Here is a 20,568-nt window from a genome sequence, read left to right as displayed (position 1 = left end):
TATAAATTTCTGCTTATGCAGAAAGTAAATAAAATACTTGCAGTGTAAGATCACAGCGAGTATTTGCATATTCATTCATTAAACTGATTAAACATGTTAAATAAAATAATTGCGTTTAGTATAAACAATAAGTTCATCATTGGATTGATGACTTTTGCACTCGTCGTGTGGGGCGTATGGAGTGCTAGTAAATTACCTATTGATGCTCTACCTGACATCACCAATAATCAAGTACAAATCATCACACTTTGTCCAACGCTGGCTGGGCAGGAGGTGGAACAATTGGTTACTTATCCCATTGAACAAAGTATCGCCAATCTTCCTGACTTAGTTGAGTTGCGCAGTCTTTCTCGTTTCGGATTATCTGTCATAACGGTTGTTTTTGATGACAAAGTAGATATCTATTTTGCAAGACAACTGATTAATGAAAAACTAAAAGAAGCTGAAGAAAAAATTCCTAATGGAATTGGGAAACCTGAATTGGCACCGTTGAGCACAGGTTTAGGAGAAGTATATCAATATATCATTCACCCTAAAAAGGGGAGCGAGAATAAATACACGGCCATGGATTTGCGAACCATGCAGGATTGGATAGTTGCCCGACAACTGTATGGTACTGCAGGGATTGCAGAAGTCAATAGTTTTGGTGGACAGCTCAAACAGTATGAAGTGGCTATCAATCCTGATAGACTTATAGCTATGGGAATTACCATTCCTGAAATTTTTTCTGCACTTGAAAAGAACAACGAAAATACAGGCGGGGCTTATATAGATAAAAAACCCAATGCCTATTTCATTCGTGGGGTGGGATTAATTGGTTCATTTGACGATATCAAAAACATAGCTGTAAAAAACAATCCCAATGGAATTCCGATCTTGATAAAAGATGTAGCTGAAGTTCGATTGGGAAGTGCTGTTCGATATGGTGCGCTTACCTACAATGGTGAAGTGGATGCTGTAGGTGGGGTCGTGATGATGCTGAAAGGAGCGAATAGCGCCGATGTGGTAAATCGTGTAAAAGATAAAATGCAAACCATTCAAAAATCCTTACCCGATGATGTGGTTATTGAACCCTACCTGGATAGAACTGATTTAGTAAACCGTGCTATCTCAACAGTAGAAAAGAATCTTTTAGAAGGCGCATTAATAGTCATTTTTGTTTTGGTATTATTTCTTGGAAATTTTAGAGCTGGTTTGATCGTGGCTTCAGCAATACCCTTATCCATGTTGTTTGCATTAGGGATGATGAATGTGTTTGGAGTAAGTGCCAACCTTATGAGTTTAGGTGCTATAGATTTTGGTTTAATAGTAGATGGTGCAGTCATTATAGTCGAAAGTATTTTCCACCGTATAAGCACCACACAATTGCAAAGTGGAAAAACAGAACTTACATCAAAGCAAATGGATGAAACTGTTTTTCAAAGTGCAAAGCGAATGATGAATTCTGCAGCATTCGGACAAATCATCATCTTGATTGTATACTTACCCATTCTAACTTTAGTAGGTATTGAAGGAAAAATGTTTGGACCAATGGCACAGACTGTTTCATTTGCCATACTTGGGGCATTTATACTATCACTTACTTACATTCCAATGATATCTTCACTTTTTTTAAGTAAAAAGGTGAGTCATAGAAAAAATATTTCTGATAGAATGATGATTTTTTTCCAACAAAAATATGAACCACTTTTAAACGCTGCAATTAAAGGAAAGAAATTAGTTGTTGGAATCACTGTTGGAATTTTCTTTTTCACAGTTTTTCTTTTTTCAAAGATGGGCGGAGAATTTATTCCAACATTAGCAGAAGGTGATTTTGCTTTTCACTGCATATTATCGCAGGGAACATCTTTGTCTCAAAGTATTGAAACTTCTATGCAAGCTTCACGATTAATAAAAGAATTTGATGAGGTCAAAATGGTAGTTGGAAAAACAGGAAGTGCTGAAGTGCCAACAGATCCTATGCCACCTGAAGCAAGCGACATGATGATCATTTTAAAACCACAAAGTGAGTGGAAGCGAAACATTACTTATGATGAACTTGCTGATGAAATCTATGAAAAATTGGAAATCATCCCAGGGGTATTTTTTGAAAAAAGCCAACCCATACAAATGCGTTTTAATGAATTGATGACCGGTATTAGACAGGATGTAGCCGTTAAAATATTTGGTGAAAACATGGATACCCTTTTATTCTATGCTAATAAAGTAAACACCATTATACAAGGTGTAGCCGGAGCTACTGAACCAAGTGTGGAGCGAGTGGCAGGATTGCCACAAATTGTTATTAAGTATAATCGTTCTCAAATTGCAAATTACGGTCTGAATATTGATGACATCAATCATATAGTTAGTACATCATTCGCAGGAGGTAGCGCTGGAGTTGTTTTTGAAAACGAACGTAAATTCGATTTGGTTGTTCGCCTTGATTCTACTCACCGGAATAATATAGATGATGTAAGTCATTTGCATATTCCAACATCTAACGGAACACAGATTCCGTTATCCCAAGTAGCCGATATCCAATTGGAATTAGGACCTGCCCAAATTAGTCGTGAGGATGGTAAACGTAGAATTGTAGTAGGTTTCAATGTAAAAGGACGAGATGTATCAAGTGTTGTTACTGATATTCAAAAACAATTGGGCAACGACGTAAAATTGCCTGAAGGATATTATTATACTTATGGAGGAACTTTTGAAAATTTACAAGCAGCATCGAACCGATTGATGATAGCAGTACCCGTTGCATTGGCACTTATATTCATGCTATTATATTTCACCTTCACTTCCATTAAACAAGCAACACTTATTTTTACAGCTATTCCTATGGCAGCAATAGGAGGTGTATTTGCATTATTGATTCGTGATATGCCTTTTAGCATTTCTGCAGGTGTTGGATTTATTGCATTGTTTGGTGTAGCGGTCTTGAATGGAATTGTTTTAGTCAGTACGTTTAATCAATTGGAGAAAGAAGGTATGAGCGATATGTTGCAAAGAATTATAGAAGGTACTAAAATCCGTTTGCGACCTGTTCTCATGACAGCAGCTGTTGCTTCGCTTGGGTTTTTACCAATGGCGCTTTCACATGGTGCTGGCGCTGAAGTTCAAAAGCCATTGGCAACAGTAGTTATTGGGGGATTGATCACAGCAACATTTCTTACACTCTTTGTATTGCCATTGCTTTATTTGTTATTTTCTTCACCGCGTAAAAGAAACAAAAAGTCACAAATTACAAGCATAAGTGTTTTTATTATTGTATTATTCTTTTTTCAAAATGCCAATGCACAAAGCACATCAAGACAACTCAGTGTGGAAGAAATAATAAATATAGCACTGAATAATAATTTGGAACTTCAATCACAACAACTCAATGTGCAATCTGCTTCAATGCTTAAAAAGTCTGTTTTTGAATTACCCAAAACCAATGTAAATGTTCAATTTGGACAAAATAATAGTATCAATCAGGATAATTCATTTCAGATCTCACAAAGCATTCCTTTTCCAAGCTATTATAAAGCAAAATCTGGCTTGTATTCTGCAGAATTATTAGCAAGTCAATTGAAATTACAAATGTCTCAGAATGAATTAAAGGCTCAGGTAAAGTATTGGATTTTTCAATTAATGTATTTGCAAAATGCAAGAAAACAATTGCAGTCAATGGATAGTTTGTATGTTGATTTTGTGAGTACTGCTGACTTGCGATACCAATCAGGAGAGACCAATTTGTTAGAGAAAACTACCGCGAATACAAAGCGTGGACTGTTAGCGCTTATCATCAATCAAAATGAAACAGAAGCAGCAACAGCTTATGCTTCATTGAAACAATTAATGAATTCAGGCGATGAATTCACTATTCGTGATTCAATCTCTTTCCAACCATTAAGTATAAATAATTCACTTGATATTAACCAAGTAACCCTTAATCCATCATTAATGGCGTTGTATCAAGAGGCAATGATTGCTAAACAAGCTATAAAGTTAGAATCAGCAGCTATTTTACCAGATTTGAATGTAGGCTATTTTAATCAATCACTGACTGGTATTCAAACTATAAATGGAAAGGAAGAATACTTTGATAGAAGTAAACGCTTCAATGGCTTTAATGTTGGCATTAGTATTCCGTTTACCTATTTTAGTAATACTGCAAAAATAAAATCATTGAATTACAAACAACAAGCTTTGACTATTGAAGCTGACCATGGTAAACTTTTGCTTCAAACACAATTGCAAAATGCGTTTCAACAATACAACCAGAACATGGCACAATACAACTATTACAAGTCAAATGCCTTACCTAATGCTGAATTAATGATCAGTATAGCAAAAACAACATACCGAAGTGGTGAAATTGGTTATATTGAATATTTACAGGCAATGCAAACTGCAAGTGAAGTTAAATTAAATTATCTTCAATCAATAAATCAACTCAATCAATCTATTATTAATATCAATTTCTTAATCAACAGATAAAAATTAATTACAATGAATAAATTAATCATCATCATATTTTTTGCTTCAGTAAGCTTCCTTTTTAACAATTGTAAGGAACACACAAAAGGAGATGGACATAACCATGGATCAGAGGCAGCGCATGCTGAAGAAGCCCATGACGAACATGAGAATGTTAACACAACCATGTTAACCATGGAACAAATGAAATCCATCAAAATTGAATTGGGAAATATTGAGAAAAAGCAACTTACAGCTTCTCTAAAAGCGAATGGATTACTCAAAGTGCCTAATCAAAATAGAGCCAATGCAACAGCTTTCATAGGAGGAGTTATAAAATCCATTTTAGTACAATCAGGAAACACGGTTACAAAAGGACAGACCATCGCAACGATCTCAAATAATTCTTTTATCACTATGCAAGAAGAATATATTACTGTTTTATCGAAAGTAGATTTAGCTCAGTTAGAATTCAACAGACAAAATGAATTACAACAAGGAAATGCAGGAGCTTTAAAAAATTTGCAAATAACTGAGACGGAGTTGAAGATTTTAAAATCCAGAAAAGCAAGTTTGAAAAAACAATTAGAATTAATCGGTATAAATCCATTAACACTTACGAATGAAAACATTCAGTCCATAGTAAAAATCACAAGTCCAATCAGTGGTGTAATAAGTAATGTAATGGTCAATATTGGTAGCTATGTGGATGGGAACAACACGATTGCTGAAATTGTGGATAATAGTCAATTGCATTTGGATCTATATGTATATGAAAAAGATTTGGCCAAGCTCAAGGAAGGGCAAACCATTCACTTTACACTAACGAATAATCCAGGCAAAGAATACGATGCCGATGTATACGCCATTAGCAATACCTTTGAACAAAATACCAAAGCAATTGCCATACATGCTAAGGTAAAAGGAAATAAGCAAGGTTTGATTGATGGAATGAGTATTACTGCTTTGGTCAGCTTAGAAAACGCAACGCTAGATGCTGTACCCACAGATGCCATTGTAAGCCATGAAGGACAGGACTATATTTTTATTGTGACTGATGCTCACACCGAAGAAGAACACCATGATCACGGCGCAGAAGAAACTGCGGAACATAATCACGATGAACACGGACATAGCCATACCGAAAAGGAAGCAGAGCCTAAGAATGAGAAAGGAACAAGCTTTGAAAAAATTCCAGTTCGAAAAGGAACTACAGATATAGGTTACAGCGAAATTACATTGCTTAAAGAAATTCCTAAAAATAGTAAAATAGTAACTAAAGGAGCCTTTTTTATACTTGCCAAAATGAGCAACAAAGGTGAAGGCCATCAACATTAAATATTTTTTATTAACATAACAATAATTTAAATCAGTAAAAATGAAAAAATTAATTTTATCAGCAATGCTTTTAGTAGCATTAACATTTGGAATGACTAGTTGCAACAATACAGAAAAAAAGACAATGACAGAACAAGGTAAACACAATCACATAGATGGTGATAATCATGAAACTGTTTACAAATGTCCAATGGATTGCGAAAAAGGTAAAACCTACGAGAAAAAAGGAACTTGCCCTGTTTGTAAAATGGAATTGGTCGAAAAAGAACATTCCGACCACAAAGAAGGTGATGGACATGATCACAAAAATGGTGATGGACATGATCACAAAGAAGGTGATGGACACAAGCATTAAAATATTAAGTAATGAAATTCAACTCATCTATGCCTACATCTTTAAAATCATACTTTCAACAAGAACTTACTGAAGCTGAAAATACCTTTTTCAAAGGGTATTTTCAGCAAAGTTGGCGACACCTAGAACGGGCACATATACTTGGACAACTTTACCCAATCGCACACACTTTCGTTCATTGGAAAATGTTGCTGTTCGGAATCAAAACCAAAAACAATAAAGAAATTATCGGGCAAATTCCACGGCTATTAGTCGGGGGTTTAAAGTCTTTTGTTGGAAATATTCCTATCGGAAACACAGGAGGTGCAAATGTTCCACCACTGCAAGTTATGGAAATTCCTGAGGATTTACTATTCATAATTAAAACACATTCAATCAATGAAAATACCAATTAACGATAATAAATTTCTCATTCTACTGTCGGCTATTGTTATAGTAGTTGCATTAGAGATCTTATCCATCATCGGCATACACCTACCCATGCCTTATGCGCCTTTCATTTTCGTCATTTTCATTTTAGGAATTGGCTACAGTGTTTTATGGAATGGCGTAAAAGCAATGTTCAAACTCCAATTCAGTAGTATCAATTTGCTCATGACCATTGCAGTTATCGGAGCATTTTATTTAGGCGAATATCCTGAAGCGGCGGTAGTCATCGTGCTGTATGTATTAGGTGAGCGATTAGAAGATATTGGAATAGAACATTCTAAATCTGCATTAGATGAATTAATAAGTAAAGCACCAAAAACTGCTTTTGTAAAAACAGAAAACGCTAGCATTGCCATTGATAAAATTAAGATCGGCACAATCATTCAAGTCAAACCTGGTGAAATGATACCGTTGGACGGAAAAATAATTTCAGGCGAAACTACAGTTGACGAGGCTGCAATAACAGGAGAACCCATTCCAAAAGATAAACATAATGGGGATAATCTTTTTGCAGGTACTCTTAATAAAAATGGATTTATAGAAATGGAAACAACTAAACTTTCTGTAGATACTACATTTTCAAAAATAGTTCGTCTCACCTTTGAAGCATCAGCGAATAAAAGCGATACCCAAAAATTCATACAACGATTTTCAAGATATTATACGCCTACGATTATTTCCATTGCCATCTTGGTTTTCGCAATTCCTGTTTTCATTTTTCATTTGGATTTCAACCATTGGTTACAACAAGCTATAACTTTATTAGTCATTGCTTGTCCTTGTGCATTAGTCATATCAACACCAGTTGCTATCTATGCTGCTATTGGAAATGCAACCTCAAAAGGAGCCTTGGTTAAGGGTGGAAAATACATTGAAGCTTTGGCTTCTATTAAAGCAATTGCCTTAGACAAAACACGAACGATCACTTTTGGGAATCCAATAGTGTCCGATGTAATTACATTGAATGGAACGAGCAGAGAAGAGCTTTTAGCATGCACCGCAGGAGCAGAAATATTTAGCGAACACCCGTTGGCTCAGGCCATAGTAGATGCAAGCAAAAGAGAAGGATTTGAACCACATAAAGCTGAATTATTTAAAAGCATCATGGGTAAAGGGGCGACGGCAAAGTGTTTAGTTTGTGAAGATGAAACAGTGTACGTTGGCAAGTTAGAATTTATAAAAGAACATCAAGCTATTGACCAAGAAGCAGAGCGTATTGTAGAACAATTGACTTCACAAGGTAAAACCAGTGTAGTCGTTAGTTTTGGAAATGGGGTTGGTGGAATCATAGGTTTAATGGATGAAATAAAACCAGATAGTGTAACAGCATTACTCGAATTAAAAGAGCTAAATATAGAAACCATAATGCTGACTGGAGACCACGAAAACGCAGCACATTATGTAGCCAAGCAAGTTGGTATCAAAAAAATATTTGGTGGTCTACTTCCTGAGGATAAAGAAGATAGAATCAAAGAACTTTTAATTGAATATAAAACTGTAGCCATGGTAGGTGATGGGATCAATGATGCACCAGCATTAGCAAGATCTACAGTGGGAATCGCCATGGGTGCAGCTGGAAGTGACACTGCGATAGAGACCGCCAATATTGCATTAATGAATGACAAATTATCCCTCATCCCTTTTTTAATTCGTTTAAGTAAAGCTACTTTATCGCGAATTAAAATGAATACCATTGGAGCCATTGCAGTGAAACTTATTTTTATCACACTTGCGATCTTTGGAATTAGCCATTTAGTGTTGGCTATTGCTGCTGATGTAGGAGTGACATTAATTGTTATATTGTTGAGTTTGAGATTGAGGGGGTTTGAGTAGAAGGCGTCAGTGTGAAAGGTAATCGGTTGGGTTGGTAATCGGTTTGAATGGTGATCGGTTTGAATGGTGATCGGGTAATCGGTTTGGGAGGATATCGGGTCATCGGTTGGGAAGGTAATCGGTTTGGATGGTAATTGTTTTGGGAGGAAATCCTGAAAGGTAATCAGTTTGAATGGTGATCAGGTAATCAGGTGAGAAGGTGATCGGGTAATCGGTATTGATGGTAATTATTCTGAAAAAATCTGACCAAACAACTTCATAATTCACCTGGAGTATTTGGTGATAAGTTCTTTAGCGGCTATATATTTTTCATCTGTGAAATCTTGCTCTGATTTTACAATTCTTTCATCCAATTCTTCGATGCTCATAGGAACAAATTTTTCATGATTACTAGAAATCGACAATAATAAATTTTCGATACCAAGCAATAAGTGCTCATCTTGTATTTCAAGTATATCATGAACTAATTTTACTTTTACTTCATCTATATTCATTACGCTAATTTAATATTTAGATTTTTGACTTTTAAATATAGTTCTAGAATTTTCTCAACAATAGCATCAAATATTAACATTCAAACCTAAAGATATTAATTTCACAAGTAAATAAATCAAATTCTATCATTTTTTGAGCATTTCCATGTTGATTGGTAATCTGTTCGAATGGTAATCGGGTAATCGGGTTGGAAGGTAGTCTGGTTCTTGGGTTAAATGTTTAAATTCAGATGATATATTAATTAAAAGGATTGTAAGTTTGTATGATGTTAAAACATAAGGATATACTTTGGAAAGGAATCATTGAAGACTTGTGTGATGAATTTCTGCTATTTTTTTTTGAAAAAGGGGTGAAGGAATTTGATCTGAATAGGAAGCCTGAGTTTTTGGATAAAGAATTAGATCAATTATTTCCAGAATCTGCGAATAATAGGCGATATGTGGATAAACTTATTAAAGTATATACATTAGCAGGAATTGAAGAATGGATACTGGTTCATGTAGAAGTACAAGGTTATCGAGATATGGATTTTGCTCGAAGAATGTATATTTACTACTATCGAATCATGGAAAAGTATAATCGACCTATTGCAGCACTTGCAATCTATACAGACGAAGATCGAAAGTACCACCCCAAAAAATATCAAAAGGAATATTTAGGAACTAAGATTACATTTGAATTTAATACCTATAAAATTATAAGCCAAGATGAAAAAGAACTGAGCCAATCAACAAATATTTTTGCTCATGTTATATTATCAGTGTTGGTATGGATAAACAACCGAAAGTTGGGAGATGAGCATATATATGAAAGAAAAATAGACTTGGTTCGAAATTTAGTAAAAAAGGGATATCCTCAGAATAAAGTAAGGAGTATGATGAACTTTTTAAATGAGATCATCATTATAAAAGAACCAACATTACGAGTTAACTTTGAAGCTGAAATAAATGAATTAACAAAAAGTCAAAAGAGTATGGGACTTGAAGAATTGATCAAAGTCAGGTATAAGGAAGAAGGCCGAGAAGAAGGCCGAGAAGAAGGCCGAGAAGAAGGCCGAGAAGCTGAAATTCTATTGGTAATAAAAAACATGACAAAAAGAGGATTTTCAAATAGTGAAATATGCTCTATTTTGGAAATTCGCCCAGATCAATTCGCTGAATTACAAGCGAAGATAATATAGTAAACAGTCTGAAAGGTTTTCGGATGAATAGTAATCGGTTCGAATGGTCATCAGATAATCGGTTTGAGAGTGTACTTAAATTACCTCACCAAAGTCAGATCCCCTGAATACGTTTTAGTTTTTCCAGTTTTATCTTTTACTTGTATCATATAGATGTAGACACCTGATATGCAAGGTTTATTGCGATATAATCCATTCCAACCTGTATTTCTATCAGAAGAACTAAATACAGACTCACCCCAACGATCGTAGACTGCAATTTGAATGACTTCTAAAGAAGTGCCAATTATTGGTTTCCATGTGTCGTTGACATTATCTTGATTCGGTGAGAAAAGATTGGGGGTAAAGAATTCTTCATGATCAATGATTCGTATCTGGAGCTGATGTGTTACTTCACAGCCATTGGAATCTATGAAAGTAATGGTGTAATCCCGATCTTTGGTACCCATGATTCTCAATGCATTTCCTTCCTGGCTTATGTCTAGATTTGGATCAAATCTTATGTTTTGAATCTGGCCTTGGGTAGGGTTATAATTTACCAATATTTTTAATAATTTTGTTAGAATTATCTGTAATTTCAAGAATATAAGTTACAGAATTAAGCTTGTTAATACTTATGTAATTATTATATTTAGAAACTTTAAAGTTCAATACTTCTAACCCATCTAAGTTCAATATTCTTCCGGATTTAACAAGGTCTTTATCTACTCAAGTTAATCTGAATTTGATCATTTACTGAATTAGGATAAATTTCAATATATTAATACATTAAATCAATCCGCTTTTATAACCTTTCCACTTTTAACTTTAACTCCTTGGTCTTCCATTTGATAATAATAAATTCCTTGTGGGTAATGTTCAACAGAAAAAGTCTGCAATCCGTAATATAGTCGCTTTTCTTCAATGAGTTTACCTTGAACATTGAATAATTGAAGTCTTAAGTTCTTAGGATAATAATTATTTATTTGTATGATTAATTGATTGCCTTCATTCCAAATGTCGATTCCTATTTCCTTCTGTGTTTGTTTAAAAGAATTTACACCAAGATATATGTCTTTACACTTGAGATCCTCACCATTCTCATTCTTTACTTTGAGGCATACATGATATAATCCTTGCTTTGAATATTGATGTATCGGATTTTTATCTCTTGACTGAATACCATCTCCAAAATCCCAATACCATTCCTTCACTTCATAGGAACTTAGATCAGTAAACTGAAACTTTAAAATATCAATACTATCTTGTCTATGTCGGAACCTTGCTAAGGGTATATTATTAATTCCCAAACTATCACATTCAGATCCATCCATAGGTCCTAATCTAAAATTAGGGAGATTGGGGATTGAGCCTCTATTGTAAGTTGGTAGAATAATCCCATTTTGTGTCCAGCCAATGTCAAGACCACTGTCATTATTAGGTTCTTCTAGTACACTCATACAAAGATTGGTTCCATCTGATGCTACATATATTTTTCCATCTGCTCCTAATAGTAATTGATTAAAAGTACAGCCAAAAGGATCATTTATGTTACCTTGAAAAGTATCAATCTTAATTTTAGATAATTCTGGATTATCAAGGGTAGCGTCTACTCGCCATAAAACAACTTGGGTTGCAAAATATAAGAATTTGTTATTTGTAGAAAAAGCAAGTCCTCCAAAGCCTACACTATCAGAGACTGGTATAACTCGTTTGCGACTTAATATTCCCTTACAACGATCGAAGTCAAATAACTCTAGGTATCCTCCTAGTCTGTATTTACCATGTATATTACCAAGTGCATAAGAACTACCATCCGGACTAAAGCAAGCTTGCCCTAATCCGCCCGAAGCACTTGGTAAATCAAAACTTTGTTCATGAGAGAATTGAATACCCTTTGGATCCAATAAAAAAACAAATAAGTCCTTTGAATATCGTTTAGGAATAACAATCCACCAGTCACGACCATTGGCATGTCGTGTTGCAGTTATTTCTCCTACACCAAATTTGCCTAAATGAATATCCTTGTCTTTATATATAACTATGGGATTAATGGGTATTTCCAAATTCACTAAACTGGCTCTTAAAATGTTAGTTCTAATTATTGTATCATTATTATCAGGAGGCTTTGCATCATAACAGTAAATTAAATAATACTGATTTTTGTGCCCTGGATCCTGAAGTATGAGTATTGCTTGGTTGAAAGGATAGCCAGTAATTCTCCACCAATATGAATCGCGATTTATTTCTTCTAATCCAGGTAATGCTTTATGATTGTTACCAAATACAAGATATCCATTCGAATAAAGTTGTAATAAACCTTCAGCATTTGAAATGACTGAATTGGTGTTATACATCTTCGCTTCTGATACAATTCGTTTCATTAATAATGACTCGTTATCAAAAGACATAATAAAGTTTCCATAAGGTTCAGTGGGTCGATTATCTTTACCTGCTGTACCCAAAACCCAATTATAATCCTCTTTTTGAGATAAAAGATTATTGCCAATAGAGCTAACTATTACAACAAAGAAAATAATACAAATTAGCCGAATCATAAGTATTGAATATTTATAAATCCCCAGACTTTAGACTTAAAGCCTGGGGTAAGATTAATTTTATATTTTAACAAATCTTTCAATATTTTTTTTAGCATTATCTGTAATCTCAAGAATATAAGTTCCAGGAATTAATTTCGCAATATTTATTTTATTACCCTTAGAAACTTTAAAGTTCAACACCTCTAATCCATCTATGTTCAATATTCTTCCTGATTTAACAAGATCATTATCTATCCATTTAATTTGAACGTGATCATTTACTGGATTAGGATAAATTTCAATACTGTTACTGAAAGACGATCTTTTTGTTACATTAGGTTGAACGATACTTGAGCCACAAATAATGTCATCATCTTGCAATTGTTCTGAAACCAAAGTTAGAATTCCTCTAGCTTTCAATACCCCTCTACCTCCGATATAAGAACATTGGTCTGCAATGTTTTGCAATGTAGTTATTTCTCCTGAATTCGGCAATCCTCTACCTTGTGCAATCATATTGATGTGAATTCCATTGACTATTTTCTCATTCTGTGTTACCAATAGGTTTGCAGATAATAAATTATTCTGAGTTAGCAGCAAGGAAGCCTGTGAACTAGCTCTTAACTTTATAGTATTCCATATTGTTCCTACTTGTGACATAAGAGTATTTAATTGGTTGTTGAGTGTAGTTCTAGTCACAAAGTCAGAAGCCGAAGTACTTGATGTTATTTCTCCAAATGAATCATCGAAGTTCTGAATTGCTGAGAGAGTTGATTGAATACTAACATACAATGCTTGCAGAAGCAATACCTCCTGTTGAGTTGCATAATAAAGAGAGTCTATTAATCCTTCAATAGGTTCAAATCTTCCAATATCTGTATTAATATTCTGATTATAAAAATTAGATAAGGTTGTATTACTGTTTCTATAATCAACATCATTTTTCAATTTCCTATATAAATACCGCTGAGCATAATACCTAGCTTCAATTTCTCTACTATCATTAACTGTTGGCCAATTAGCTATAAAATCATCTATCTGATTGGTAACTCTTGTAGGAAATGGACTACAACCATTTGGATTTGCAAAACATATTGGCCTATTAGTTCCAGGAAAATCATACCATTTTGCATTTCCATTTGGTGTTGAAATAGGAGTATTGCCTTTGGGGTAATCCAGCGTATTGGAATTTTCCACTTTAAAGAGGCTCATTCCAATAAAGAAATTATCTCCATCATGTTTAGCTCCTATATTAAAGTTGTTATCATTATATACATTACCATAATTCTCTTGAGGTCCTATTATTGCATATCTACCAATAAATAATCCAGTATAACAATTCTGCATTGAATTCGTAAAAAAGTCAGTTCCCATATTTGATGTTGGAAACTGATATCCAACCCCATATCCATCAACAGCATTGCATTCCATTTTTATATCATCATTGGCTCTAATAAAAAATCCAAAATCCCCATTTCCAAGTCTAGGTGAATTAGCACCATTGCAAGATAATATTGAATTTGGTGAGTCTGTTATAAAATATCCAAAATTATTGGAAATTAATCCTCCATAATTTGAAACAACATTATTTAATAATACAGAACCAGGGCAAAAGGAAACCCAAATTCCAGAAATACCATATGATGCAATAATATTTGCAGTTACTCTTAGTTGGCAATTCATATTTCCATTTAGATTGATTCCCCGATTACCAGAAATAGTCGAAGCTGTAAGATCGTTATTGTCCACTTCAATCAAATTATTGGCGCAATTAAAAACTGAAATACCATTGACGTTGTATGCAAGAAAATTATTAGAAATCGAAGAGCCTGTAAAGTTTGCACCTAAAAAATTTGTTGTGAGATTTGATAAAATAACACCATTATCTACACTGCTCATTCGACAATTGGTAACATAACAAGATCCACCTTTCTCCACTACACCAGAGACACAATTTGAGAATGCATTTCTTCCAAATTTTCCAAATCCTTCAATTACAAGATTTGCAAAACCCACTCCATTTGTATTTATTCCATTAAATACAGCCGTCCCATCAGTAATTAAACCTATATTTTTATAATATTCTGGTATGGTTTGACCAAATATTTCTGCGGAAGGGTTTATGTTGATAAATTCACTTCCAAATATAGTTACTTGATTATTCCAAGATGAAATACCATTGATAAGGTTTCTGAAGGTATTTATTTCAGAATTTAATGGATTCTTTTTACCAATAGAAAAATGACTATTTTGAATAACTATTCCAGAATAGCTTATATCTCCCGTACTAGGCCAAGATGGATCATTTAATCCTCCTTTTAACAGTCTGGTTGATTCAAATGTATTTCCGTTAAAATCAGGACCAATTTCCATGCCTCCTGATTCAGGTGGGCTAAATATTCCAATTACATTATTTCGAAATAGTGTATTTTTTGCTAACACCAAATTCTTTCCTGACCCTGATTCATTATAAATTGCAAACCTTGCATCATTAATACTTGAATACATAGAATTGATGGATGAAATATCTTCTAATTCTATTCCTTCCCATAGTAAATCACATCCTTGGATATTGCTACTTAGCAATCCTAACTTAGAAGAATTCCTAACCTTTATACTTCCAGCGCCTTCCATATAGAACTTGCAATTTAGAAACTGAAAGTCTTTATCAATAATTAGATTTCCTGCTACATGAAAACATAGTTGATAAACTATATTTGTTAGAGGGAAAATAGTGCTTATAGCAACATCTCCTTGAGGTAAATTATAATTAAAATAACCTTGAGGGCATTCGCAGGATTCTTCTTGACTATATAATGATGTGTTTGTCGTAAAAAAAAGTAGTAAAAACAATAATCCTAAAAGTCTGGATTTTATCAAAAATAACTTAATACCAACAATTTGTAGTGATGATTGAAAATTTAAATTTTTCATGTTAATGAATTTAGATTGTTATAAAATAATAATATATACTTAAACAATCTTCAATAATTAATTTATGCCGTATCTTTGCAGCCTATTTTACCGAATAGTTGGCCTGCGCTCCATTTCGATGGGTGATCGTGGGCTTTTTTATTTATTTTAAATTGTTATAACTTTAATATAAGAGACAATATCAATATCTAATATTGATTTTTCTCCTAGTATGAAAATTCTTATATGATTATGGGGTCGTTCCAGTTCAAAGTTAAATAGATCATTTCAAACTGCCAAATAATTCTTAATTTATTTAAAATATTGTAAGAATTATATTCAAATTCACTAATTCAGACCATTTTCAAGGAGCCATTTTAACTTAAGACCTTAATTATCATTAAATTTCTGTTTCATTAAAGCAAAAATTTCCTTAATAAATTGATATGAATCCTGAATGAGTATTTCCAAATGTACAATTAATTTTTGATATTGAACCCAAAAGGTATCAAAATTCAGGGTAAACACCTATGAAATTCAGTGAAAACCCTTAGCAGAAAAATATTTAACCACCGTAATTTCTCAATCGCAAATCACAATTGAAATTTCGAAAATTTGTCTCTCGTAATTCGTAATTGAATTCCCATTCCCGTAATTCGTAATTCCCCTCCGTAATTCGTAATTAATGAACCACCGTCACATCCCCCTTCTCCACAATTACACTTCCATCCTTAAGCACAATCTCCGCATGCCACACATAAACGCCCGGCATTACATCTTGATTTTTGAATTTACCATCCCATCCTTGCTGGAGTTCATTGGGTGGGAAGTTCTGTTTTTGCCAAATGCGTTCACCCCATCGGTCGTAAATGGATAACGTTTTGATGTTTGCTGATGCACCGTATACATAAATTGTAAAAAAAGAATTCAAACCTCCGGGGTGAATGATATTTGGGTAATATATCGAAACATCTTTGTTAATAGAAAGAAGCAATAAGTGGATGGAGTCACAGCCTTCTTTTGTGGTGTAAATTTCTTTATACGTTCCTGAAGTGGGATAGGTTTTTTGGTTGACAGGCCAGGTATAAGCATCGGTAGTGATTACCGTATCTGTATGTTGGAATTCAGGATTGACGAGTAGATTTAATATGATGATGGAATCGCAACCAAGATTCGTTTTTAGAGGATAAATATAGTCTCCGGATTGGGTGTATAATACTTTATTGACGGGCCACAAATATTCCTTACAAACTTCTGCTTTTTCTTTTATTTCGTAATTCTTATGAATGGTTAAATTCAATTGATAGATGGAATCACAAGCTGAACTGTTGATGAATTTTGATTCATAAATTCCTGAACTATCATAAGTGGTTCCATTGACATTCCATTGATACGATCCACAATTTGATATATTGGATTTAAAGTGTTGCGAATTGATATTCAGGTTTAGATTAATCACTGAATCACAGCCTAGGATGTTTTTTAAAGTGAATGTATAATTTCCGTTTGTACTCAATGTTTTATTTAGGAAAGTGATGCTGTCACAAATGGTGATGGAAGTATCTTTTATGCTGGACGGAATAATGTTTAAATCCAAGGTGATTAAGCTATCACATCCTTTACTATTTATTGTCTTATAATTATATGTTCCAGACTGTGTATAAGTAGTGCCATTCCAAGTATATGAATTACATGCTGTTTGTTGGATGTGTATTTGATTCGATGGATTGATGATTAATTTCAATGTAGCGATACTATCACAACCGGATCCATTCAATGTTGTGTATTGATACGTTCCACTTTGTTTATAGATTATATTATTCCACATAAGACTGTCACATGTATTAATATTTGTTGTTGAATTCGTTGACGGATTGACGATCAGTTGAAGCGTAGCGATGCTATCACAACCGGTGGCATTCTGGGTCATGAATTCATAAGTTCCACTTTGGGAGTAAGTAGTCCCATTCCAAACATAACGGTCACAACTCGTCTGTGTTGTTAATGATCGATTGGATTTGGAGATTGTGAGTTGTAGTGTAGTTATGCTATCACAGCCTTTAGAACTTTGAGTCGTATCCTTATAAATTCCAGATTGCGTGTATGTTATTCCATTCCATGTCAACGAATCACAAGTGGATTGTGATGTAGTGATTTGGATTATGGAATGTATACTTAAATCCAGAGTCAGACTGCTGTCACAACCATTTTGGTTCATAGTATCCAAAGTATAGATTCCGGATTGGGTATAGGTTCTGCCATTCCAAACATAGGAATCACAGGTTTCAATTGTTAAGTTTGTGGTATCGGATTTATGAATAATAAGTTCTAAGTTTATGGTACTGTCGCAACCAGCTTGATTCATAGTTTGGAATGTATAGAATCCACTCTTATCATAAGTCTGACCATTCCATGTATAGGAATCACAAGCCGTGTGCTGTGTTTTATTAACGCTTGATTTATTAATGATCAGATCCAAGCTTATTATGCTGTCGCATCCGAATTGATTTAAGGTATCAAATACGTAGGTACCACTCTGTGTGATTAATTTATTATTCCACGAATATACATCGCAAGCTTTTACTGATTGTTTGATATAAATCGTATCGACTGTGCTTAGATTTAAAATATATATCAAACTATCACAACCATTAATAGTACTTAATTTACGATAATACATGCCAGAATCTTGAATGGTAGTATCTAAGAATTGAAATGATGCGCCTTTGCAGATCTTGGCTTGGATACTATCCAGTTTTGGCAATTCCAATGTACGTGAGATATTATCTGTGTAATCACATTCAGCCTGAGTAAAATCTTTATCATCGAATACCCCGGATCCATTTCTAATCGTATTCACTACCATAAAGAGATCTTTAGGATTCAAAGCCGAGAATCGGTATTCCAAATTCAGAAGACTATCTCCTGCAAGGATTGACTTCAATGTATAATAGATTCCTATAAGTGTTCCTGAACTTGTAGGATCACCATTGTAGAAACTAACCGCTAAGTTAGAATCAGCATGATTCGATGCGTCCTTGCGATTGTATAGGTCAAATACGACTATGTATTCATTTGTTATTGGATCGTAATTGACACATTTGATTTGGCCAGTGAGACTAGCTGCAGATTTACGCACCATACCGTTAGAGTCAACATAGGATTCTTGTTGCATAAAGTTGTTGTACTTGCCATTCTTATAAGTTGCTTGATTCTTTTGGAATTGTGGGACAGTGAGATCGTCGTTGATGAATAAGGGATTGTAGGCGTATTGATTCCAAATGCCGCGGGCTGGCGCCCAACCTGGGAGGCTGTCGGGGGGAGCGAAGACGGCGAGTTTTCCAAGATTACCAAAATTTGCTAAAGCACATGTAACACAAATTTTGGAATGCCCCGAATTGTCTATATCACCAACAATAGGACCTTCTTGCAATGAAGTAACCGGACAGAAAATCTTTGCAAGTTCTTTGGGGATGTTAGTATCAACATTTATTATTCTTAAAAAACCTTCGTCGCGATAAATGATTTCTTTATTCCCATCATTATTTAAATCAAATAGAGTTAATGCTGTGAATCCAGAAATATCTTGTGCATCCAACTTCCATTCTTGGCTAAGACTTAAGCTACCGTTATAACTAAAGCTCATCAATTTATTAGGCCTAACGGTAAGGATAGATAATTGTCCAGTGCCATTTATATCTCCAATTAGGGGAGGTCCAATTCTCGTCTCAATATCATTTAAAGCTATTTTAGCAAGCAAGCTAGTGATTCCATTATTAATCGTATAGCAATAAAGTTTTGCATCATTTAATCCAGACGATGCAACTATAATATCTAGTCTTCCATCATTATTAATATCGGCGATTGAAGCAAATCCATCTCTAAGTTCGTTGTCCACAAGTATATTGTGCGCTACCATGCTGTTGCCTACCATACCATTTGGATTTTTGATACTTACCTTATAAACAGTATATCCAGCAGCTAACTCCAAATCTGTCGAATCTTCATCTAATTGAGCTGCAACTGAAATTGTGCCATCAAGTGAGGTATAATCCAACTGTTTTCCTATACCATTATTGCCTCCATCAGCTAGCTTAACTCCAGTTTGCGCATTAAATATTAAATTATGAATATAGACTTCAGGAATCCCATCTTGATTAAAATCAGCAAAAGCAGGCGTGCCGTCTATCCGAGTTAATTGCCCAATATCATATCTTTGATCTGATATCCATTTTATAGTTTCATCCAAATTTAAGCAAACAAGCTTTCCTAAAAGGTTAAATGGGGTTGGTGAATACATATCAACAGCAATTACTATTTCAATAGTACCATCGTTATCAACATCTGCTACCGCAAATGGCATAGGTGAATGATAATTAAAAAAAGGCATATTAATTTTTTTGATTGTTTTTCCACTTATAGGGTTAATAATATAAATCCAAAATTGATTTCCATTAATACCTCCAACTAATAGTTCTGGAATGCAATCCCCGTCCAAATCTGCCAATAGTAATGTTTGCCTTTGTAGAACATCATCTTCGCTTTCCCATTTTTTTTCAATAGCAAATTCTGAAGTAGGATATTTTTCTTTAATATAACATAAATTGGAATCTATTTCTGAGCATTTCTTTCCCTGCCCAAATCCTATTTGGATGAATTGCAGTATTAGAAATAGAATGCTCATTCTAAACAAGTAGATATTAATAATGAGTTTAAAATGCAGGAATATTGACATTATAAGCTAAGAATTTTTAAATAAATTGACTTTATTTCCAAAAATTTTTACTTTAATTAGTTGAAATACTTCGGTTTATAGATATTAAGACCCATCATAGTTCATTTTAGTTGTATCAAAGTGAATATTTTGCTGTAATCTAAGAATTACTTTTTAAAATCTACCATATAAATCAATTAATTTTACAACCACCATATTCCTCATTCCCACATTTTTCCATCTTTCCTATTCTGGCATATAGGTAGGCCACAGAATATTTCACAATATTATATCTAAACCTCAGGTGTTAATTCATTGACATTCACGTCCCGTAATTCGAAATTAA

General features: G+C 34.0%; 12 protein-coding genes. 6 read left to right on the top strand and 6 right to left on the bottom strand.

The genetic code is table 11. The features are described from left to right. Positions 1-93: 93 nt before the first annotated feature. From IPK88_03705 to IPK88_03685, 5 genes are read left to right on the top strand one after another with little or no spacing between them, the layout of a single operon-like run. A complete protein-coding gene (locus tag IPK88_03705) occupies positions 94-4,467 on the top strand; it encodes a CusA/CzcA family heavy metal efflux RND transporter (GenBank protein MBK8242507.1) in 4,374 nt (1,457 codons plus the stop codon). Between the two features lie 12 nt (positions 4,468-4,479). Further along, entirely contained in the window at positions 4,480-5,784 is a 1,305-nt protein-coding gene (locus IPK88_03700) for an efflux RND transporter periplasmic adaptor subunit (protein MBK8242506.1), read from the top strand. A gap of 40 nt (positions 5,785-5,824) precedes the next feature. Beyond that, positions 5,825-6,139: a hypothetical protein gene (locus IPK88_03695; protein ID MBK8242505.1), complete on the top strand. Its 315-nt coding sequence runs from the start codon at positions 5,825-5,827 to the stop codon at positions 6,137-6,139. Between the two features lie 11 nt (positions 6,140-6,150). Next, complete coding sequence (locus IPK88_03690) at positions 6,151-6,534, top strand: DUF3703 domain-containing protein (protein ID MBK8242504.1); 384 nt, start codon at positions 6,151-6,153, stop codon at positions 6,532-6,534. After that, on the top strand, positions 6,518-8,401 hold the full coding sequence (locus IPK88_03685; GenBank protein MBK8242503.1) for a cation-translocating P-type ATPase: 1,884 nt from the start codon (positions 6,518-6,520) through the stop codon (positions 8,399-8,401). The genes IPK88_03690 and IPK88_03685 overlap by 17 nt, the downstream gene beginning before the upstream one ends. 99 nt (positions 8,402-8,500) lie before the next feature. On the opposite strand, the gene IPK88_03680 is transcribed toward IPK88_03685, so the two are convergent. Both IPK88_03680 and IPK88_03675 read right to left on the bottom strand, forming a co-directional pair. Further along, positions 8,501-8,668, bottom strand: a complete 168-nt coding sequence (locus tag IPK88_03680; protein ID MBK8242502.1) for a hypothetical protein — start codon at positions 8,666-8,668, stop codon at positions 8,501-8,503. Continuing rightward, positions 8,665-8,895 (bottom strand): hypothetical protein, encoded by a 231-nt coding sequence (locus tag IPK88_03675; GenBank protein MBK8242501.1) that lies wholly within the window; start codon positions 8,893-8,895, stop codon positions 8,665-8,667. Before IPK88_03675 ends, IPK88_03680 begins: the two co-directional genes overlap by 4 nt. Positions 8,896-9,158: 263 nt before the next feature. On the opposite strand from IPK88_03675, the gene IPK88_03670 reads away from it, so the two are divergent. Next, the gene (locus IPK88_03670; protein ID MBK8242500.1) at positions 9,159-10,076 is read left to right on the top strand and encodes a hypothetical protein; all 918 of its coding nucleotides are present in this window, start codon (positions 9,159-9,161) and stop codon (positions 10,074-10,076) included. A gap of 80 nt (positions 10,077-10,156) precedes the next feature. Here the strand turns inward: IPK88_03670 and IPK88_03665 are convergent, their stop codons facing one another. The 4 genes from IPK88_03665 to IPK88_03650 form a co-directional block, all read right to left on the bottom strand. After that, a complete protein-coding gene (locus tag IPK88_03665; protein ID MBK8242499.1) occupies positions 10,157-10,657 on the bottom strand; it encodes a gliding motility-associated C-terminal domain-containing protein in 501 nt (166 codons plus the stop codon). A gap of 192 nt (positions 10,658-10,849) precedes the next feature. Continuing rightward, on the bottom strand, positions 10,850-12,613 hold the full coding sequence (locus tag IPK88_03660; protein MBK8242498.1) for a PKD domain-containing protein: 1,764 nt from the start codon (positions 12,611-12,613) through the stop codon (positions 10,850-10,852). A gap of 60 nt (positions 12,614-12,673) precedes the next feature. Then, positions 12,674-15,529: a T9SS type A sorting domain-containing protein gene (locus IPK88_03655; GenBank protein MBK8242497.1), complete on the bottom strand. Its 2,856-nt coding sequence runs from the start codon at positions 15,527-15,529 to the stop codon at positions 12,674-12,676. 661 nt (positions 15,530-16,190) lie between these two features. Further along, a complete protein-coding gene (locus IPK88_03650) occupies positions 16,191-20,192 on the bottom strand; it encodes a gliding motility-associated C-terminal domain-containing protein (GenBank protein MBK8242496.1) in 4,002 nt (1,333 codons plus the stop codon). Positions 20,193-20,568 lie beyond the last annotated feature (376 nt).

This window comes from Candidatus Defluviibacterium haderslevense, from assembly GCA_016712225.1.
GTDB classification, from domain to species: Bacteria; Bacteroidota; Bacteroidia; order Chitinophagales; family Saprospiraceae; genus Vicinibacter; species Vicinibacter haderslevensis.
This window is presented reverse-complemented; position numbering and strand designations above follow the sequence as displayed.